Consider the following 18,976-nt stretch of genomic DNA (forward strand, 5'->3'; position numbering starts at 1 on the left):
TGTTACGCCTGGACTTCGCTGCGGTCACCGCTCCAGAGGGTGTGGTACTTGCCCTCGGCGTCGATGCGCTCGTAGGTGTGCGCGCCGAAGAAGTCGCGCTGGCCCTGGGTCAGCGCGGCCGGGAGGCGCTCGGCGCGCAGGGCGTCGTAGTAGGACAGCGACGACGCGAAGGCGGGGACGGGGATGCCGAGCAGGGTGGCGGTGGCCACCACGCGACGCCAGGAGTCGATGGCGGTTTCGATGGCCTCACGGAAGTACGGGGCCAGGATCAGGCTCGGCAGTTCGGGATTCGCCTCGTACGCCTCCTTGATGCGGTTCAGGAAGCGGGCGCGGATGATGCAGCCGCCGCGCCAGATGGTGGCCAGGTCACCGGGATTCAGGTTCCAGTCGTATTCGGCGCTGCCCGCGGCGATCTGGTCGAAGCCCTGCGCGTAGGCGACGATCTTCGAGGCGTAGAGGGCCTGGCGGATGTCCTCGGTGAACTGCGCGACGTCCGTGGGCTTGTCGGCCAGGGTGCCCGAGGCCAGGCCCTGCGCGGCCTTGCGCTGGGCACGCGAGCCGGAGATGGCGCGGGCGAACACAGCCTCGGCGATACCGGTCACCGGGATGCCCAGATCCAGCGCGGACTTGACCGTCCAGCGGCCGGTGCCCTTCTGCTCGGCGGCGTCCACGATCACATCCACGAGGGGCTTGCCGGTCTTGGCGTCGACCTGGTTCAGCACCTCGGCGGTGATCTCCACCAGGTAGGACTCCAGATCACCGGAGTTCCAGTCGGTGAACACGTCGGCGATCTGCTTGGCGTCGAAGCCGAGCGCATCACGGAACAGGTTGTACGCCTCGCCGATGAGCTGCATATCGGCGTACTCGATGCCGTTGTGCACCATCTTCACGAAGTGCCCGGACCCGTCCGGGCCGATGTGGGTGCAGCAGGGGGTGCCGTCGACCTGCGCCGCAATGGATTCCAGCATGGGACCCAGCGACTCGTAGGACTCCTTCGGCCCGCCCGGCATGATGGCGGGGCCGTTCAGCGCGCCCTCCTCGCCGCCGGAGATGCCCGCGCCCACGAAGTTCAGCCCGCGCGCGGCCATGGCCGCCTCGCGGCGGATGGTGTCGGTGTAGAGGGCGTTGCCGCCGTCGATGATGATGTCGCCCGGCTCCATGGCGTCGGCGAGCTCCTCGATCACGGCGTCGGTGGCGTCGCCCGCCTTCACCATGATCAGCACGCGGCGCGGCTTCTCCAGCGCGGCCACGAACTCCTCGACGGTCTCGGTGCGCACGAAGTCGCCGTCGCCGCCGTGCTCGGCCAGCAGCGCGTCGGTCTTGGCGACACTGCGGTTGTGCAGGGCAACGGTGTACCCGTTACGCGCGAAGTTCCGGGCGATATTGCTGCCCATGACCGCCAGGCCGGTGACGCCGATCTGGGCGCGAGCTTCCGAGGTCGCCATGAAAGAGCCTCTCTCCGTTCGACAGGTGAAGTAGCGTTCCGCGCGAACCGGGTCCGGCGGGGCATCCCGGAAAGCCTTCCATGACGCCTGACCTTTTCTACCCCGTCCCCTCCGACCCCGAACACCCGCCCGTACCCCGCCACCGGGAAGACGGCCGAGCCCGCGACTCGGCAACCGCCCGGCACCGGGGACACGATGTGACCCCGGCTGCGGCTGACCGGCCGGGCTCGCAGGACCGGGTCATCGGCGCGGGCGCGCGTGGATGTGATCCGGTTCACGGTGGCGGACCGTCACGTTCGGCGCGGTTGATATGTCTAACGGGTTGTCCACCAACGATCCGAGGATGTGCACGATGAGAGTTCTGCTCGCAGGGGCCACCGGGGCCATCGGCCGGCCGCTGACCCGCGCGCTGATCGCCAACGGCCACGAGGTGCTCGCCGTGGCGCGACGGGCGGAGACCGCGCAGGCCGCGACCGCGCTGGGGGCCGAGGTGGTTCGCGCCGACGCCATGGATCGGGACGGGCTGCTGCGGGCGCTCGACGGGCTGCGCGCCGACGCCGTGATTCATGAGCTGACCGCGCTGACCGCGCCGAAGCGGACCCTCGACGAGAACGATCCCAGCACGCTGCTGCGCACCCGGGGCACCGCGAATCTGCTGGCGGCTGCCGAAATCCTCGGGGCGGGAAGGTTTCTCACGCAGTCGATGGCGCTCGGGTACGGCTACACCGATCACGGGGACCGGGTCCGCGACGAATCCGATCCGTTCGCCGTGCGCAACGGCAATGTCGCCGATTTCGTGATCGACGGCCTGCGCTCCACCGAGGAGCAGGCGTTCGCGGCCGGGCACGTCGACGGGATCGCGTTGCGCTACGGGCTCTTCTACGGTCCGGGCACCTGGTTCGATGCCACGCCGGGCAGCCGCCCCACCCCGGTGCCGTGGAACGGCGGCGGGCTGGTGCCGTGGATTCATGTGGCGGACGCGGCGGCGGCCACGGTCGCCGCTCTGGAGCGCGGCAGCGGCGGGCAGGCGTACAACATCGTCGACGACCGGCCCGCGCGCTGGGGCGAGGTCGCCGCGGCGGCGCGCGGCGGTCGTGCGGTGCGGCTGCCGGGCCGGGCGCTGCGGCTGATGGTGCCGTACTTCGGACCGCTCATGGTGGACACCGTGCTGCGGGTATCGAATACCAGGGCCCGGCGCGAATTGGGTTGGACGCCCGGCTATCCGAGCTATCGCGAGGGTCTGGCGGCCGCGCGGCCGTGAGCTCCGGTCCGCTGCCTGCGGCTCCGAGCTTCGGCGCACCGCTCGACGCGCGCGGGGCCGCCCGCCCGCGGTGTCAACCCGTCAATATCGGCTGCTGTCCCCGACCGTGTGACATGCGAGGATGATTCGTCATGTTTCGGAGCGCGGGACTCACAGTGGGATCGAGGTGAGCACGAGTGCTCGAACGCGTGGAGATCGAGGTGTTCCTGACCCTCGCGGAGGAATTGCATTTCGGCCGCACGGCCGAACGCCTGCTGGTGACCACCAGCCGGGTCAGCCAGATCATCGGGAAACTCGAACGCCGGGTCGGCGCACCGCTTTTCGACCGCACCAGCCGTTCGGTGCGGCTGACGCCGATCGGTGAGCAGTTGCGCGCGGATCTGCGCCCCGCCTACGAGCAGCTGGGCGCCGGGTTGAAGCGCGCCATCGCCAGCGGGCAGGGGCTCACGGGCACCCTGCGGGTCGGTTACTCCACGCTGTGGTGCGGCGACCTGGTGGTGCGGACCGCCGACCGGTTCCGAATCCTGCACCCGGGCTGCGCGATTCACATTCAGGAGGTGCAGCTCACCGATCCGCTCGGGCCGCTGCGCACCGGACGGCTCGACGTGCAGCTGACCGAACTCCCCATCGAGGAGCCGGATATCGTGCGCGGCCCGCTCGTGTACTCGGAGCCGCGCGCCCTCATCGTACCCGCGAATCATCGCCTGGCCGACCATGATTCGGTCTCGCTGGAGGATCTCGCCGATCAGACGCTGCTGTCGATGAGCGGTGAGTCGATCCCGCCGTACTGGCTCGAACACCACTATCCACGCCATACGCCGTCGGGCCGCGGCATCCGCCACGGCGATCCGATCCTCTACTGGCAGGAAGTGCTGGCGCACATCGCCGTCGGGCGCGGAGTGTCGGTGGCCGCCGCACGGGGTGCGCACTATTACACCCGCCCCGGCATCGTGTTCGTGCCGTTCCGGGACGCGCCCACCATCGACTACGGATTGCTGTGGCGCGTCGACAACGATGACAACGTCCTGGTCCGGGCTTTCGCCGACGCGCTTCTCGAGCAGCGCGCCGGCGAACGCTAGCGGACTACACCGCCGCGCCCGCCTCGGCATCGAGCGCGAGCGTGCCGTAGCCGAGGCCGGGGGTGGTCTCGTACACGGCGTAGACGATCCCCGCCGGGGTGGTGCTGGTCCTGGTGAGTTTCAGTCCGGCGGCGACGGTTCCGGGCGTGAACAGCCGCTTGCCCGCACCCAGCACCACGGGGAAGATCAGCAGCCGGTATTCGTCGATCAGCCCGGCGCGCTGCAGCGTTCCGATCAGATCGCTGCTGCCCTGCACCAGGATCTCGCCCTCGGTGCTCGCCTTGAGTTCCGCGATGGTCTGTGCCGCTTCACCTTTCAGCACGACCGTATTGTTCCAGTCGGCCGTCTCGAGGCTGCGGGACGCGACGTACTTGCGCATGCCGTTGATCTGCGCGCCCTCCTCACCCTCCACATGCGGCCAGTGGCCGGAGAGGATGTCGTAGGACTTGCGGCCCAGCAGCATGGCGTCCGCCGTCGCGAACACCTCGCCGATGATCGCGCCCATGGCCTCGTCGGCGAAGGGCACCAGCCAGCCACCGTGCGCGAAGTCGTCGGAGTCGTCCTCGCCCGGACCGCCCGGCCCCTGCATGACACCGTCCAGCGACACGAAGGTCGATACGACCAGCCTGCTCATTTTCGCTCCTCGAAGGTTGTTTTTCCGGCCGGTCGGCCGGTGAGATCAACTCTGCGGCAACCGATTCGGCCGAACAAGCAAGGTTCGAGCAACGATCCGTTGAGTGCGGTTAAACGGGCGCGGGGTAGCAGTCGTAGCTCTCCTGGCGGGTGATGCGGCCCGCGTCGTCGTAGGTGAGGAACATGGCGACATCGGCCCACAGCTCCGCGCCCGCGGCCTGCTCCCCCAGGGGTTCGGCCAGCACACCGGTCCACCGGAGTTGCAGGGCCACCAGGGATTCCGCGGTGATCAGGGACCGGATGCGGTAGCGCTGCGTGGCGAACAGGTTCGCGCCGACGTGGGAGGCCGCGAGCATGTCGGCCAGTGGCCGGGTGCGCCCGGCGGGCACCACCCGGCTGGGGTGTTCGACCTGTACGGCGTCGGGGTGGAAGTAGGGGCGCAGCCGCTCCCCGGCGGCCCCGGATTCCAGGGCGGTGAGCAGGTCGCGGGTTCTGGCTTCGAGAGGGTTCATATCCACAACCATAGTTGTGCAACTATAGTTGTGTACATGGGTGAATTGACACTGCGCGATCTCGATATCCCGACCCTGGTCATGCTCACCGGCGAGGCGGTCCGCGCCCGGGTGACCGCACAGGTGCACGCGGCCGGCTTCGCCGATATCCGGCCCGCGCACGGGTTCGTCTTCCAGCAGCTGATCGATCGGCCCCCCACCGTGTCCGAACTGGCCCAGCGACTCGGCATCACCCAGCAGGGCGCGTCGAAACTCGTCGTCGAACTGGAAACGCTCGGCTACGTCGCACGGACGAGCGATCCGGGCGACAGCCGGGTCCGGCGCATCGCCCTCACCGAACGCGGCCACGCCTGCCTCGCCGCCGGACGGGCCGCGCGCGCCGATCAGCAGGCGGCCCTGGCCGAGCGACTCGGCGACCGCGGCCTCCGCGCGCTCACCACCGGTCTCGCCGCGTTCGCCGAGGAACTGGGCCTGACCGAACCCGTGCGCGGGCGGCGGGTGACACTTCCCGCACGGGAACAGTGATCACGAACAGAGAGGGCGCGATGACACGCATGGGTCTGGGACGCCGGGGCGCATGGGCAGCGTTGACCGCCGGGATCGCCGTGCTCGGTCTTCTCGAAGCCGCGGTGCTGCATTTTCTGGCAGGCGCATTCCTGCCCGACGGGGTGGCGGTCGCGGTGGATGTGGTCCCGGCGGTGCTGACGCTGCTGGTCGTCCTCGCGTTCGCCTCTCCGCTGCGGGGTTCGGTGCGCGTGGATGCCGAATGTGTGCGGGTGCGTTTCGGATGGCTTGCCGCTGCGAACATCCCGCTGCCGAGTATCGCAGACATCCGCCCGCACGTGACCGATCCTCGCAATCCGGTCGAACTCGGCCTGGATTTCGACGAGGCGTCCGGACTGCTGTCCCTGATCCGCTCACCGTCGTCGCCACTCGTGCGCATCGGACTCGAATCCGCAGTTCCGGCCCGCACCATGGGCCTGCGATCGATCGCCGCACGGGCCGTGCTGGTGAGTGTCGGCGACGCCGATATGCTGTGCGACCGGATCAGGAACAGGTAGTCGAAGATCGGGACAATCCGGACGAAAATCCCGATCCCCGTGTCGTACCGGCATATTCACTGTCGAGTAGCCGATAGTTCGCTAAGGTCGCCACGACGCGGAGAACGACTACCACCTTGAAATAGTCCGATCAAGGAGTGTGGGCCCCGATGTTTCGAACGGCGCAGCCAATCAGGACAGTGTGCTCGGTCGCCACAGCGGCCGCCGCGGTGACGGCGAGCCTGCTGCTGCCCACCGGCACCCCCCAGGCCGACGCGGCACCCGCCTGCCCCGACCTCAATGTCGTGGCCGTGCCCGGCACCTGGGAAACCTCGCACGACGATCCAGGGCAGGGCATGCTGTCCCTGGTCACCCGGGGACTACCCGGCAGCGTGCGCACCGACTACGTCACCTATGCCGCCACCGCCCTGCCCTGGGAGGGCGAGGTCTACGGCATGTCCAAGCGGGAAGCGGTCAACACTGCGCGCGGCATGGTGGCCGAGATGGCGGGCCGTTGCCCCGCAACACGTTTCGCCCTGATCGGCTACAGCCAGGGCGCGGACGCCGCCGGTGATCTGGCGGCCGAGATCGGCACCGGGCTCGGTGTGGTGCCGCCCGACCGCATCGCCGCGGTCGGACTGCTCTCGGATCCGCGCCGCTCCCCCACCGACGCGCTGATCGGCCCGCCGGTGCCGGGCGCGGGCGCGGGCGGGGCGCGCATCGGCGGCTTCGGCTGGATCAGCGATCGGGTCCGGACCTTCTGCGCCGACGGCGACCTGTACTGCTCGGTGCCGCAGACCGACCTGGCCGGCCGGTTCGCCGGATTCCTCACCCAACTGTCGGCACCGGATCCGTTCCAGGTGGTCAACTACGCGGTGACGCTGCAGTCCATCCTGAGCGAGGCGCTGATCCCGGGCGTCGCGGCCATTCTCGCCGCGCCGGCCGACAATCCGGCGGGCGAACAGTGGATGACGCAGGTGCAGGAATTCCTGATGTCCGGTGCGCACCAGTCCTATCCGCACTATGCGGTCGACGCCAACGGCACCGCCGCCACCACCTGGCTGCACAACTGGCTGGCCGATATCGCCGCGCAGTAGGTCAGGCGCGCAGATCCTCGATGCGCTGACGCAGATGATCCAGCAGCTTGTCCGGGTCGTCGAAGTCGGCGGGATCGATGGGCGCGCCGAAATGGATGGTCACCGGCTGGCGGCGGTCGAACTTCGGACCGTCGCCACGCAGGCGTTTCATGGGCAGCACCCGGTCGGTGCCGATGGTGCCCACCGGAATGATCGGAACACCGGTCGCCAGTGCCAGTTTCGCGACGCCCGGCTTGTACGGTTCGTACTCGCCGGGGGCGACCAGGCGGCCCTCCGGATATATGATCAGCACACCGTTGTGCCGCAGAATCTGCTCGGCCTGCGCCACCGCCGCCTGCCCGGACGCAGTGTCGCGCCGCAGCACCGGGATCTGGCCCAGCCGCCGCACCAGCCACCCCACCACCGGCCATGACCACAGCTCCGCCATGGCGATGGCGATGGCGCGCCGGCGCAGGGCGCCCCACAGGAAGACGGCGTCCAGCATCGAGATGTGATTGCTCGCCACGATCACCGGACCGGTCGCGGGCACCAGTTCACGCCCGATCACGGTGACGCGCACGATATTCGACCATGCCAGCGTGCGCAGGACGCGGCGCACGAACTGGGTCGTCACCCACGCCCGCTTGCCCAGACCCTTGGGACGGCGCTGCTCGTTCATGCCTTCAGCTTGCCGATCGTAATGGTGACCGTCGAATCGACGGTCGTGTCCGAGCCCGACGCCGGATCCTGCGCTGTGATCACACCGACCTGCGCGGAATCGGTGACGGTGGTCGTGGCGGTCTGCAGTGAGCCCGCCCAGCCCTGCTCCTTCAGCACGGCGGCGGCCTGCGCGGCGTCGAGTCCGACCAGGTTCGGCATCGTGATGGTCTTCTTCGCCGGGCCGCTCGACACGGTCACCGTGATCGTGGATCCGGATTTGGCACTGGTACCCGCGCCGGGATCGAGGGACAGGACGGTGCCCGCGGTGCTGCTGTCCGTCTTCTCGACCTTGGTCACGGTGAATCCGGCGTTCTCCAGTTTCGTCTTCGCCTGCGTGTAGGCGGTGCCGACCACATCCGGCACGGTGGGATCGGTGATCACCACGTCGCTGGTCTTCACGGGCGTGGTCCCCTGCCCGGTGGTCCCCTGCTGTCCGGTGGTGACCTGCTGGTCGGAGGTGGTGACCACCGTCGTATCGACAGCGGAGGTCACCGAATCCGTCGTGGTCACCGCGGTGGTCGGCAGGGTGGTCGACACTCCGCCGCCCCCTTCGCCTCCCGCCCGCGACTGGGCGTACGCGATGCACACCAGCGCCAGCACACTCGCCAGCCCCGCGACCAGCCACACCGCGACCCGTCGTTCCCGCCCCGGCGGATCGCGATCCGCCCCCACTCCGCGCTCCCCGCGATCTCCGAAATCCGGTGGGATGAACCGCGGTTCGGACGGCATCACCCTGGTCGGCGGCGGCGTGTTCGCCACCGTCCGCGCAGGTTGCGGATTCCCCACCGCCGGCCGCGGCCCGGTACTGTTCCGGCCCCGCTCGGGCGTGACATTCCGCTGTCCCGGCCCGGCGAGCGGCCCACTGTCCCCGATCTGCCGGGTGGTCCCCGGAGGCGTCGAGAATCCCGCCCCCGCGCTCTGCGTCCGGAACCGCGGCCCGGAGGCCCCGTGCCCCCGCAGTCCCGGGGCGGGAGCCGCCTGCGTCGGGATACGCGGCGACGAATTCCCCGGCGCGGGAGCACGCGAGGCGGCCGGACCCTGCGCGGTGCCGCCCGGCCCGGACGTCCCCTGGGTGGGGATGCGGGGCGACGAGGTGTGCTGCGCCTTGGCATCCGCTGTGTTCAGCGCCGATTTCGGGATGCGGGGGAAGGATGTCGCCGTCGCGGGCGTCCTGGTGGGGGCCGTGCCGGGTGCGGTGGAGGCCGTGCCGGTTGCGGTGGGTGCCGTGCCGGGTGTGGTGGGACCCGCGCTCGGGACCGCCGGCGTGCCGGAACCGGGCGTGCGGGCGGGCGGCGGCCGGCGCAGGGATTGGGCTGCGGCGCGGGCGAATTGGGCGCAGGTCTGGTAGCGGCCGGTGGGGTCCTTGGCCATGGCGCGGGCGATGACCTCGTCCAGAGCCCGTGGGAGGGTGTCGTTCTGGTCGGTGGGGCGGGGGACGGGTTTGTAGGCGTGGCCGTAGACGATCTGGCCGACGTCCTCGCCGCCGTAGGGCGCCCGGCCGGTGAGCATGTGATAGAAGGTGCAGCCCAGGGAGTAGATGTCGGCGCGGTGGTCGGCGTCGTCGGGCTGGGTGAGGCGTTCGGGGGCCACGTATTGGAAGCTGGCCACGACTTCGCCCTTGCGGGTCAGCTGGTGGCTCTCGTCGCGGGCCTTGGCGATGCCGAAGTCGGTGAGCAGCACGCGTTCTCCGCCGCGCTGGGTGAGCAGGATGTTCGCGGGCTTCACATCGCGGTGCAGGATGCCGGTCTCGTGGGCGTGGTCGAGTGCGGCGGCGGTTTCGGTGAGGATGCGCACCGCCCGCGCGGGGTGAATGGCCCCCTGCCGCAGCGCCGTGGCCACATCGGTGCCGTCCACGAAGGTCATGGAGATCCACAGCTGCCCGGCGTCCTCGCCGCGCGAGTACACCGTGACGATATTCGGATGCTCCAGCCGCGCAACCGAATCCGCCTCCCGCAGGAAGCGGACCCGGTGTTCGGGATCCGCGTCGTCGGTGGCGGTCAGCAGTTTGAGCGCGACGAACCGCGGCAGGTCGCGGTCCCGGGCCTGGTAGACGGCTCCCATGCCGCCGGCGCCGAGCCGCCGCAATATCTGGTACCCGGCGAAGTTCTCGCCCGGCCTCAACGTGGTACCCAACCGACTTCCCCCTCGGCGGCGTCATCCGTGGTCGCAGTATGCGGCCCGCACCCACCCGAGGGCCAGTGCATTCGCACCACAGAATCGCGGATCGGGCCGCCCAGCGTTAACCCGGCAACCCGAATCGCTCAGGCGGTGATCAATGCGTCGATCGGCAGCGTCGTCGCCCACGCGCGCGCCAGATCCTTGGCGCGCACCTCGCTCGAATAGTCGTGCCGCCCGTGCTCGCCCACCTGGGTGGCGCCGCGCGCGGTCATCTTCTCGGCCGCGATCTCGCCGCCCCGGTTGTAGGTGTCGCCGTACACGCTGTCGCCCAGCCCGAACACGGCGAAGCGCAGTCCGGTGAGATCGGGCGCGGTGGTGTCGAGCAGCGTGAAGAAGGGCTCCGCGCCGGTGGGCAGTTCCCCGTCGCCGTAGGTGGAGCAGACGAGAATGTGGAAGTCGTTGCGATCGAGGTCGCCCGGGTCGTAATCGCACATATCGAAGACCGACACGTCATGGGCCGACAGCTCGTCGGCGACGCACTCCGCGACCGCCTCGGAGGTGCCCATCTCGGACCCGAACAGGATGACGACGCGCACGCACAACCCCTCTCGACTGAAGTAAGCCTAGCCTAACTAGCGAGACTATACCTCGCGCGGGCGACCTACCCGGGGTGGCTCGCGATCCCCCGGGCGGGCCGCCGCCGCTCGATGGCGCGGACCAGTTCGTGAACCGCCTTGTCGGCGGCCAGGCGATGGTCGAGGACGACATTGATCGCGCCGCGCAGCAGGGCGTAGGGCTCCCAGCCGCGCGGGGCGATGGTGCGCGGAGCGCGCCGGGCGATGCCGTCGGCGATGGTGCGGGCGGCCTGGTCGGCGGTGATGCGCTGGTTGAGCGGCCAGGGCAGCAGGGCGTCGAGAGTGCGGCCCAGATCGTCGGTGTCGAGCATGTCGTGGGTCATGGGGGTGTCGACGAGGCCGAAGTAGGCGATGCCCGCGGTCGCTCCGGTGGGGGCCAGTTCCACGCGCAGGGCGCGGCCCAGCTGTTCGACGGCGGCCTTGCTCATCATGTAGGGCGAACCGCCCATGCCGGGGGCGAAAGCGGCGCACGAGGAGACCACGACGACATGGCCTTTCGCGTCGACTATGTGGTCGAGGGCGGGGTGGACGGTGTTGAAGACGCCGGTGAGGTTGATGCGCAGGACGCGGTCGAAGTCGGCGGGGTCCATGGTGCGCAGCGTGGCGGGAACGGGGGTGACGCCCGCGTTCGCCACGACCACGTCGAGACGGCCGTGGCGGGACAGGATCTCGGCGATCACGGCGCGCATCCGGGCGCGGTCGGCGACATCGGCGGCCACCGGGTGCGCGCGCGGGCCGAGGTCGAATGCCAGTGCGGAAGCGGCGGTTTCGTCGATGTCGGCGAGGACGACCACCGCGCCGCGCCGGTGCAGCAGCCGCGCCAGGGCACGGCCGATGCCCTGCCCCGCGCCGGTGATCAGGACGACCCGGTCCGCTACGTCGTAGGTCATCAGTGGCTCATCTCGTAGGAGGTGCTGTCGAAACGCTGGGTACGCCTGCGATATTCGAAACTCCAGCCGGGGTAGAGCCCGGCGTTGCCGCCCTCGGCGGTGGTGTAGTAGCTCTCGCAGCCGCCGGTGAGCCAGACCGTGGACGCGCTGCGGTGGCGCATTTCGTCGAGGAAGGCGTCCTGCACGTCGGCGCGCACCTCCACGCGGCGGGCGCGCCGGGCGCGGGCGGTGGCGAGAGCGTCTGCGATATAGGCGATCTGGGATTCGATCATGTAGATGGCGGATTGATTGCCCGCCGCGCCGAAGGGGCCGAGAGTACAGAAGAAGTTGGGGAATCCGGCCAGGGCGGTGCCCAGGTAGGTCTGCGGCTGCTTGCGGTAGAGATCCGCGATGGACAGACCGTCGCGGCCGACGATGCGGTCGAAGGCGGTGGGGATCTGTTCGAAGCCGGTGCCGAAGATGATGGTGTCCACCGGGATTTCGACGCCCGCGCGGGTGACGATGGAGCGTGCGCGGATCTCGGCGATGCCGTCGGTGACGACCTCGACATTGTCCCGGTCCAGGGCGGGCAGGTAGGCGTCGGAGAAGATCGCGCGCTTACAGCCGATCATGTAGTCCGGCGTCACCCGCGCGCGCAGGCGCGGATCCCGGATCTGGCGGCGCAATTGGATTCGGCCGAGCAGCTCGTACGGGTGCCGGAAACGGTTGTCCACGAAGCCGACCAGGCCGAAACCTTCGATCAACCCGTACCAGCCGCCGCGGATCGCCCGCTGCGCCAACGGGATCCGCCGCAGCAGAGCGCGCTCGACGCCCAGGGTCGGACGGTCCAGGCGCGGCACGATCCAGGGTGCGGAGCGCTGGAACACGGTCAGCGCGGCCACCTTCGGCTGGATCTCGGGGATGAACTGCACGGCGGACGCGCCGGTGCCGATCACCGCCACCCGCTCCCCCGTCAGATCGTGGTCGTGCTCCCAGTGCAGGGAGTGGAAGGCCGTGCCCTCGAAGGCGTCGAGACCCTCCGTCGCGGGGTATTTGGCCTCCGCGAAAATCCCTGCCGCCGACAGGAAGTAGTCGGCGGTGAGCGCCCCGCGGGGGGTCTCGATCCGCCACAGCGAGTGCTCGTCGTCCCAGCGGGCCGCCAGCAGTTCGGTGTTCAGCCGGATATCGGGTTCGATGTCGTATCGCCGTGCGACGGAACGGATGTACTCGAGGATCTCCGGCTGCCGCCCGTAGGTGCGCGACCAGTCCGGATTGGGCGCGAAGGAATAGCTGTACAGCTGCGACGGCACATCGCAGGCGCAGCCGGGATAGGTGTTGGCCTGCCAGGTGCCGCCCAGATCGGCGGCGCGTTCGAGCAGCAGCAGATCGGTGAATCCGGCCTCGCGCAGGGCGATCGCCAGCCCGATGCCGCTGAAGCCCGCGCCGAGGATGACGACGGTGCGGTGTTCGGTGGCCGCGGCGGTGTCACCGGTCGGCAGGGAGCGCAGGGTCATGTGCCCGTTCGCCTTTCACTGTCAGAGGTCGAGGACCAGCGCGTCGCCGTCGGCGCGGGAGACACAGGTCAGCATGTGGCCGGCGCGGTCGCCGTCGGTCAGCAGGCGGTCGCGGTGGTCGACCTCGCCCGCGAGGACACGGATCCTGCAGGTGCCGCAGAAGCCCTGGCGGCAGGAGTAGACGACATCGGGTTTCACCCGCCGGATCGCCTCCAGCGCCGTCTCGGTGCTGCCCGCGCGCACGCTGATCCCGGTGCGCGCCAACGTGATATCGAAGTCGTGCCCGCCGGTGACCGGCAGCGCCGAGAACCGTTCGGTGTGCAGCGAAGCGGTCGGATTGATCACGAACAGGCTGCGCTGCGCGGCCTCCAGCACCGGCGGCGGACCGCAGACGTACACCGCCGCACCGGGTTTCGCCGTCGCCAGTATGCCCGCGATATCGTGCGGCCCGGCCTCGTCGTCGGTGCGGATATCGGCGCGGGCGGGTAGTTCGTCCAGGAACGGCATGGTCTCGCGCCTGCGCCCCAGATACACCAGCCGGCCCCGGGATCCGGCCGCCCGCACCATCGGCAGGATGGGCGTGATGCCGATCCCCGCCGCCAGGAACAGGTAGGACGGCGCGTTCTCCACGAAGGTGAAGGCATTGCGCGGCCCACGGATGCGCAGTGTGTCGCCCGGTCGCAGACCATGCATCTCGACCGATCCGCCGTCGCCGTCCGCGATGCGGCGCACCGCGATCCGGTACCGCCGCCGATCCGAGGGGTAGCCGCAGAGCGAGTACTGCCGCTGCCGTCCCGAGGGCAGGAAGACATCCAGGTGCGAACCCGGCCGCCACGACGGCAGGCGTTCGCCGCCGGGCCGCTCCAGGGTCAGGCTGATCACGTCGGCGGCCTCGGCATGCACCGCCCGCACCACGACGTCGAGGTCGAACCCACTGCGCCGCACCGGATTCGAGCGCGCCATACCGGGCGCGGTGACGACCCGCTTGTACACGTCCATGGCGGCGGCCAGGGCGCGCAACCCGGCCGGCGCGTCCGCCTCCCGCACGGTCATGCCCGCGCCGCCGGGGAGTGCGCGAGGTAGCGCAGCGCGTTGTCCATCGAACCCAGTTGCGAGGGATGGAAACTCGGGCGCAGATAGCGCGGCATCTCGGTGAAGAACGTGGTGAACCGGGGTATCACCCCGCGCACGGTGGCTCCGGCGAACTGCCGCAACCAGAAGCCGCCCTTGTCCGGGCTCGGATCCTTGCGATACAGGTACGCGGTCGATATCACGAACAGCGGCAACAGCATTCCGCTGGCCAGGATCCCGGTGCGCGCCCGCCGCGCGTATCCGCCGTCCACGTGCATGTAGGCGTCGAACACCACACTGCGGTGCTCGACCTCCTCCGCGCCGTGCCAGCGCACCAGGTCGAGCATGGTCGGATCCATGCCGAGTTCCTCGAGCACCTTCGCTTCGAGCAGCCATTCGCCGATCACGGCGGTGAAGTGCTCCATGCCCGCGAACAGTCCCAATCGTTCGTTGAGCCACTGCCGCTTTGCTTTTCCGGTCAGCCCGTGGTCGCCGAGCACCCGGTCGACCAGCCAGGCCACCGCCGTCACGTAGGCGTCGACGTCGAGTCCGATGTCCTGCAGGTGTTTTCGCGCGCCCTCGTGACTGCCCGCGTGCATGGACTCCTGCCCGATGAACCCGGCGACCTCCTCGCGCAGCCGCTCGTCGGCGATATAGGGCAGCGCCTCGGCCAGGCAGGTCGCCATCGCCCGCTCCCCCTCCGGCAGCACCAGGTGCATGACATTGGTGACGTGGGTGGCCAGCACTTCGCCGGGAATGTAGTGCATGGGCACCGTCGAGAAGTCGAAGTGGACGTCTCGCGCCTGAATGGCGTGCTCCTCGTCCTGATAGGAGCGCGCCGTTGCGCTGTTCTCAGCCATGCCGTGACGGTAACAGTGCAACATTCTCTATGGCAATGTTGCAGCCACAAATCGCCTCGGATTGTTGCATCGCTGCGGCCCGCTGCTAGCGTTGACCCGTGCCCACCCCCGCCGCCACCTCGAAGGATTCCGCCGCCGACAGCATCGAGGCACGCATTCTCGACGCGGCGCTCATCCAGTTCGAGCGGGTGGGCGTGAAGAAGACGACCATCGAGGACATCGCCAAGCAGGCGGCGGTGGACCGGGTGACCGTGTACCGGCGCGTCGGCTCCCGCGACGATGTGGTCCGCGCGGTCACCGCCCGCGAGGTGCGGCGGATTCTCGACGAGCTCAACGACATCGCCGCGCGCCACGACACCCTGGACGCGGCCGTCGCGGACGTGTTCGCCACGGTCGTCACGCGGTGGCGCACGCACCCGCTGGTCGATCGGCTGCTCACCCTCGAACCCGATCGCCTGATCCCGCAGCTCACCACCGACGGCGCGGTCCCGTTCACCCTGGCCGTCACCGCCACCACGGCCGTTCTGCGAAATCTGCTGCAGGCCAATGATTTCCCGGATATCCCCGACCTTCCGACGCGCGTGGAGATCGCCTGCCGCGTGGTGCACTCACTGATTCTGCAGCCGGTCGGGCAGGCCGATCTCACCACCGAGGCCGAGCTCACCGCCTTCGCGCGCACCTACATAGTGCCCATCATCACGCGCTGAGCGCGGACCCGGGGGCAGCACGACCCGCCAATATCCGTTACAGTTTGTAACAGGTATTTCGGGGCGGTCGCGGCCGTCCACCGGCCGAGAGGAATCGACCCCCGATGACGTCGCTCATGACCAGTCTGCCACCCGCCCTGCGCAACGGCTGGGCGCTGACCTTCGGCAACGGCATCGAAACCCCCACGCGGACACCGTCCACCACACTCTACGACCTGCCGCATCGGCAGCTGCGCCGCTTCGACCGCGACACCCCCGCCACCGGCAACCCGGTCCTGCTGGTGCCGCCGCTGGCCGTCGACGCCTCCTGCTACGACCTGCGGCCGGGCCAGAGCCTGGCACAGTTCCTGGTCGACTCCGGACGCCAGCCGTACGTCATCGACTACGGCCGCATCACCGCCGAGGACCACGACCTCGGCCTGGAGGAGTGGATCGACGACATCGTCCCCACCGCCGTCGCGCACATCAGCGAACTGCACGACGGCGCGAACGTGGACGTGATCGGCTGGTCCCTGGGCGGCATCATCAGCCTGCTCACCGCCGCCGACCACGCCGACCTCCCGTTCGGCTCGGTCACCACCCTGGGTTCGCCGCTGGACTTCAGCCGCAATCTCCCCCTGCAGCCCGTCCGCATGTTCGCCAAACTCACCGGCGGCCGCGAGATCACCTACGCCACACACCTTTTCAAGGGCATCCCCGGCTTCTTCGTGCAGGCGGGCTTCCGCGGCATGTCCCTGCCCCGCGAACTCACCCGCCCGCTGTTCATCGCCCGCAACGCCGGCGACACCGAGGCGCTGGCGCGCATGGAGGCCATCGACCGCTTCATCGCCGCCATGCCCGGCTACCCCGGCCGCCTCTACCGCCAGACCTACCGCAACCTCATCGTCGGCAACCAGCTGGCGACCGGTCAGGTCACCCTGACACCGCATCGCACCATCGACCTCACCAAACTGACCTGCCGGGTCCTGCTGCTGGCGTCGGGCGGCGACACGCTGGCCCCCGCCGCCACCATCGCCCCGGGCCGCCGAATCCTCAGCGGCGCAGCCGAAGTCGAATTCCACGACGTCCCGGGATTGAACCATCTCGCCCTCGTCGCGGGCCCGCAGGCCCGGACCACCACCTGGCCGCTGATCGACGAGTTCCTGGCCCGCTGAACGCTCAGCGGCTGCCGATGGGCTGGCCGAAGAAGGCGGCCAGTTCACCGCCGACGATGGAGACCCACTCACCCCAGGTCCGGGAGTCCAGGGTCATGGAGCCGACATCGTCGAGGCGGCAACCGGATTCGACCGGGACACCGGCGAAGCGGTCGCGCATCCACATCATGACGCTGGGCAGCGCGATGGCCTCCAGGGAGAGGTGCTCGCTGAAATTGTCTCGGGTGTAGGTGATCCGGGCATCGGGATCCTGGCAGTAGGTGCCGTAGAGCGTGTTCACCGGGCCGACCGGGACGATCCAGTCCATATTGGCCTGGTAGAGGAAGACCGGCATATCGGGGACGTTCTTGCCCATCCGGGTGCGGTCGAGGACCTTCTGCGCGGCCGGGGCGAGCAGCGGGTCACCGGGAGTGTTGAGCAGCCCCTTGATATTCACGAACGGCAGCAGCGCGGCCTGATACACGATGCAGAGACGATCCTTGGCGGCGAACAGGGCCTGCCCCAGGGGATTTGCGGACTCGCGCAGGAAGGCCGCGAATTCCGGCTCCTCGTGGGAGAGGCCGATGATGCCGGCCAGCACGAGGCCGGAGGCGGCATTGCCATTGGCCAGATTGACGAGCTCGCCCAGATCGGCGTCGGTGCCGCCGGAGGCCGCACCGACGATATTCAGTTCCGGCGCATAGGTTTCGTGGAGTTCGGCCGCCCACATGGTGGGGATCGAACCACCGGAGTAGCCCATCATCCCGACCTTGGTCGCCGCGCCGTCCAACCCGAGCGGCCCGAAGTTCTCGGCGGCGCGAATGCCGTCGAGAGCGATGCGCCCGGCCAGCGGTCCGTGCGCGAAGGCCGCGTTCGGCCCCTGATGATCGGGAACCACCACGGCCCACCCCTGCTGCAGCGCGACCTGCACCTCCAGGAACGAGATCTGCGCGACCTGCTGACCGGTGACGAACCCCGGCACCGACCACTGCTGAATCGCGTACGACGAAGCGCAGTACTGCCCCGTCGAATCCTCGGCCATGTGATACGAGAGCAGATTCCGGGTCCCGCGCGGCACCTCACCGCGCGGCTTCAGCAGCGTCGCCACCGCGCCGATCGGATTGTCGTAGCTGTCGTTCGAGCGATACGACACCTGCCACGCGTCCACATTCAGCGGGAGCACCGAGTAGGTCGCCACATTCACCTGCCGCGCCGCGATGATCTCGCCGGGCTGCGTGGCCGCTACCACCTCGGCAGCAGGCCGGTAGAAGCTGTCGAACTCGGGGATCACCGGCGAGCTCAGGAACGGCGGCGCGGGCTGCACCTCGCCCGCATAGGGCGCGGCCGCCACGGGAGCCCCGGACATCACGACCGATGCGGCGACCGCCGTCACGATGACGGAGACGATGCGCGACCACGACCGTGGTCTCTTCCCTGACGACACGAACACTCCCGACGATTGTTGGACATGCTGATCCAAGACTGTGAGGCACACTACCCAGGCCGCGGGCGTTGACACAAGTCACAGACGGATGCGTCCATGAATCGACGGATCGGTTGCCGGCCAGCGAGTCAGCGATCGTGAACCCTGGCCGGCAGGACATCGAGCGGGCGCGCCCGCGGAAGTCAGGACGCAGTCTGGATCGGCATGAGGCTGGCCAGGAACCGGGTGAGCACCTCGACCACGTCGGCGAGCTCACCGCGCGGTTCCATCGTGCTCCACTGATGCACCAGCGCCATCAGCGCGCCGATGAAACCCATTGCGGCGGAAGGGTATCCGCCCGGCGGGATGTAGCCGTCACCGAAGCTGCGGCGCATCTCGTCGGTGAAGAACTCCACCCAGCGCCGCCGCTGCTCCACCCGATGCTGCTCGACTTCCGCGCTGACGCCGACGATTTCGACGAACGAGATGCGCGCCCGGCGCACATCCCCGCCCACCGACTCCGCGTACGCCACCACCGCCGCCCGCGCCCGGCCCACCGCGTCACCGGGATCGGTCGCCGCGACCGCGGCGGTCACCGCGGCCCGCGCGTCGGCCTGGATCATGTCGTAGACACCGAGCAGGAGCGCCTCCCGATTCGCGAAGTGCTCGTAGAACTGACTGCGCGCCAGGCCCGCCGCCTTGCACAGCGAGGTGATCGAACTGTCCTGGTATCCGCCCTCACCGAAAACCGTCAGACCGGCGCCGAGGAATTGGATCCGGCGATCGGCGCGGCGGTCGACGACAGGACGGCCGTCGTAGGTGCGGGAGGAACTGGTCGCGCTCACAGCGAATGACGATAGCCGCTCGTCGAATCAGCACG

19 protein-coding genes are annotated in these 18,976 nt (G+C 69.4%); 7 read left to right on the forward strand and 12 right to left on the reverse strand.

The genetic code is table 11. From position 1 onward, the window contains the following. Positions 1-2: 2 nt before the first annotated feature. Positions 3-1,445, reverse strand: coding sequence for an NADP-dependent phosphogluconate dehydrogenase (gene gnd, locus JK358_RS08540; protein ID WP_201945325.1), 1,443 nt, complete (start codon positions 1,443-1,445; stop codon positions 3-5). 352 nt (positions 1,446-1,797) lie between these two features. On the opposite strand from gnd, the gene JK358_RS08545 reads away from it, so the two are divergent. Both JK358_RS08545 and JK358_RS08550 read left to right on the forward strand, forming a co-directional pair. After that, positions 1,798-2,706 (forward strand): NAD-dependent epimerase/dehydratase family protein, encoded by a 909-nt coding sequence (locus tag JK358_RS08545; protein WP_201945326.1) that lies wholly within the window; start codon positions 1,798-1,800, stop codon positions 2,704-2,706. Between the two features lie 176 nt (positions 2,707-2,882). After that, positions 2,883-3,785: a LysR family transcriptional regulator gene (locus tag JK358_RS08550; protein ID WP_201945327.1), complete on the forward strand. Its 903-nt coding sequence runs from the start codon at positions 2,883-2,885 to the stop codon at positions 3,783-3,785. Positions 3,786-3,789: 4 nt separating this feature from the next. Here JK358_RS08550 and JK358_RS08555 read toward each other — a convergent pair whose 3' ends face one another. Further along, positions 3,790-4,419 (reverse strand): dihydrofolate reductase family protein, encoded by a 630-nt coding sequence (locus tag JK358_RS08555; protein WP_201945328.1) that lies wholly within the window; start codon positions 4,417-4,419, stop codon positions 3,790-3,792. 109 nt (positions 4,420-4,528) lie between these two features. Next, positions 4,529-4,930: a nuclear transport factor 2 family protein gene (locus JK358_RS08560; RefSeq protein ID WP_201945329.1), complete on the reverse strand. Its 402-nt coding sequence runs from the start codon at positions 4,928-4,930 to the stop codon at positions 4,529-4,531. A gap of 36 nt (positions 4,931-4,966) precedes the next feature. Between JK358_RS08560 and JK358_RS08565 the strand changes: the two genes are divergently transcribed. From JK358_RS08565 to JK358_RS08575, 3 genes are all read left to right on the forward strand, one after another. After that, complete coding sequence (locus JK358_RS08565) at positions 4,967-5,455, forward strand: MarR family winged helix-turn-helix transcriptional regulator (protein WP_201945330.1); 489 nt, start codon at positions 4,967-4,969, stop codon at positions 5,453-5,455. Positions 5,456-5,475: 20 nt separating this feature from the next. Then, complete coding sequence (locus tag JK358_RS08570; protein WP_201945331.1) at positions 5,476-5,991, forward strand: hypothetical protein; 516 nt, start codon at positions 5,476-5,478, stop codon at positions 5,989-5,991. A gap of 170 nt (positions 5,992-6,161) precedes the next feature. Then, complete coding sequence (locus tag JK358_RS08575; RefSeq protein WP_372440653.1) at positions 6,162-7,067, forward strand: cutinase family protein; 906 nt, start codon at positions 6,162-6,164, stop codon at positions 7,065-7,067. Between the two features lies 1 nt (position 7,068). Here JK358_RS08575 and JK358_RS08580 read toward each other — a convergent pair whose 3' ends face one another. From JK358_RS08580 to JK358_RS08610, 7 genes are all read right to left on the reverse strand, one after another. Beyond that, entirely contained in the window at positions 7,069-7,725 is a 657-nt protein-coding gene (locus JK358_RS08580) for a lysophospholipid acyltransferase family protein (protein ID WP_201945333.1), read from the reverse strand. After that, complete coding sequence (locus tag JK358_RS08585) at positions 7,722-9,899, reverse strand: protein kinase domain-containing protein (protein ID WP_201945334.1); 2,178 nt, start codon at positions 9,897-9,899, stop codon at positions 7,722-7,724. Before JK358_RS08585 ends, JK358_RS08580 begins: the two co-directional genes overlap by 4 nt. A gap of 128 nt (positions 9,900-10,027) precedes the next feature. Beyond that, positions 10,028-10,480 carry a flavodoxin domain-containing protein gene (locus JK358_RS08590; protein ID WP_201945335.1) on the reverse strand — a complete coding sequence of 151 codons (453 nt, stop codon included), beginning with the start codon at positions 10,478-10,480 and terminating at the stop codon, positions 10,028-10,030. Between the two features lie 65 nt (positions 10,481-10,545). Continuing rightward, positions 10,546-11,409 (reverse strand): SDR family oxidoreductase, encoded by an 864-nt coding sequence (locus JK358_RS08595; protein ID WP_201945336.1) that lies wholly within the window; start codon positions 11,407-11,409, stop codon positions 10,546-10,548. Next, entirely contained in the window at positions 11,409-12,902 is a 1,494-nt protein-coding gene (locus JK358_RS08600; RefSeq protein ID WP_201945337.1) for a flavin-containing monooxygenase, read from the reverse strand. Before JK358_RS08600 ends, JK358_RS08595 begins: the two co-directional genes overlap by 1 nt. Before the next feature lie 21 nt (positions 12,903-12,923). Then, a complete protein-coding gene (locus JK358_RS08605) occupies positions 12,924-13,955 on the reverse strand; it encodes a PDR/VanB family oxidoreductase (RefSeq protein ID WP_201945338.1) in 1,032 nt (343 codons plus the stop codon). Then, the gene (locus JK358_RS08610) at positions 13,952-14,833 is read right to left on the reverse strand and encodes a metal-dependent hydrolase (protein WP_201945339.1); all 882 of its coding nucleotides are present in this window, start codon (positions 14,831-14,833) and stop codon (positions 13,952-13,954) included. Before JK358_RS08610 ends, JK358_RS08605 begins: the two co-directional genes overlap by 4 nt. 98 nt (positions 14,834-14,931) lie before the next feature. Between JK358_RS08610 and JK358_RS08615 the strand changes: the two genes are divergently transcribed. Next, positions 14,932-15,540, forward strand: a complete 609-nt coding sequence (locus tag JK358_RS08615; protein ID WP_201945340.1) for a TetR/AcrR family transcriptional regulator — start codon at positions 14,932-14,934, stop codon at positions 15,538-15,540. A 104-nt stretch (positions 15,541-15,644) separates the two neighbouring features. After that, the gene (locus tag JK358_RS08620) at positions 15,645-16,694 is read left to right on the forward strand and encodes an alpha/beta fold hydrolase (RefSeq protein WP_201945341.1); all 1,050 of its coding nucleotides are present in this window, start codon (positions 15,645-15,647) and stop codon (positions 16,692-16,694) included. A gap of 4 nt (positions 16,695-16,698) precedes the next feature. Here the strand turns inward: JK358_RS08620 and JK358_RS08625 are convergent, their stop codons facing one another. After that, positions 16,699-18,039 carry a lipase family protein gene (locus JK358_RS08625; protein ID WP_201946212.1) on the reverse strand — a complete coding sequence of 447 codons (1,341 nt, stop codon included), beginning with the start codon at positions 18,037-18,039 and terminating at the stop codon, positions 16,699-16,701. Positions 18,040-18,299: 260 nt separating this feature from the next. Next, positions 18,300-18,941 (reverse strand): TetR/AcrR family transcriptional regulator, encoded by a 642-nt coding sequence (locus JK358_RS08630; protein ID WP_201945342.1) that lies wholly within the window; start codon positions 18,939-18,941, stop codon positions 18,300-18,302. Between the last annotated feature and the right edge of the window lie 35 nt (positions 18,942-18,976).

Source organism: Nocardia acididurans (genome assembly GCF_016741815.1).
In the GTDB taxonomy this organism is placed as follows: Bacteria; Actinomycetota; Actinomycetes; order Mycobacteriales; family Mycobacteriaceae; genus Nocardia; species Nocardia acididurans.

Excerpts from the sequence above, each read along its gene's own strand:
- JK358_RS08595 (WP_201945336.1), bottom strand. The coding sequence starts at position 11,409 with ATGACCTACGACGTAGCGGACCGGGTCGTCCTGATCACCGGCGCGGGG.
- JK358_RS08545 (WP_201945326.1), top strand. The coding sequence starts at position 1,798 with ATGAGAGTTCTGCTCGCAGGGGCCACCGGGGCCATCGGCCGGCCGCTG.
- JK358_RS08570 (WP_201945331.1), top strand. The coding sequence starts at position 5,476 with ATGACACGCATGGGTCTGGGACGCCGGGGCGCATGGGCAGCGTTGACC.
- JK358_RS08600 (WP_201945337.1), bottom strand. The coding sequence starts at position 12,902 with ATGACCCTGCGCTCCCTGCCGACCGGTGACACCGCCGCGGCCACCGAA.
- JK358_RS08605 (WP_201945338.1), bottom strand. The coding sequence starts at position 13,955 with ATGACCGTGCGGGAGGCGGACGCGCCGGCCGGGTTGCGCGCCCTGGCC.
- JK358_RS08625 (WP_201946212.1), bottom strand. The coding sequence starts at position 18,039 with ATGTCCGGGGCTCCCGTGGCGGCCGCGCCCTATGCGGGCGAGGTGCAG.
- gnd (WP_201945325.1), bottom strand. The coding sequence starts at position 1,445 with ATGGCGACCTCGGAAGCTCGCGCCCAGATCGGCGTCACCGGCCTGGCG.
- JK358_RS08560 (WP_201945329.1), bottom strand. The coding sequence starts at position 4,930 with ATGAACCCTCTCGAAGCCAGAACCCGCGACCTGCTCACCGCCCTGGAA.
- JK358_RS08580 (WP_201945333.1), bottom strand. The coding sequence starts at position 7,725 with ATGAACGAGCAGCGCCGTCCCAAGGGTCTGGGCAAGCGGGCGTGGGTG.
- JK358_RS08555 (WP_201945328.1), bottom strand. The coding sequence starts at position 4,419 with ATGAGCAGGCTGGTCGTATCGACCTTCGTGTCGCTGGACGGTGTCATG.
- JK358_RS08610 (WP_201945339.1), bottom strand. The coding sequence starts at position 14,833 with ATGGCTGAGAACAGCGCAACGGCGCGCTCCTATCAGGACGAGGAGCAC.
- JK358_RS08565 (WP_201945330.1), top strand. The coding sequence starts at position 4,967 with ATGGGTGAATTGACACTGCGCGATCTCGATATCCCGACCCTGGTCATG.
- JK358_RS08620 (WP_201945341.1), top strand. The coding sequence starts at position 15,645 with ATGACGTCGCTCATGACCAGTCTGCCACCCGCCCTGCGCAACGGCTGG.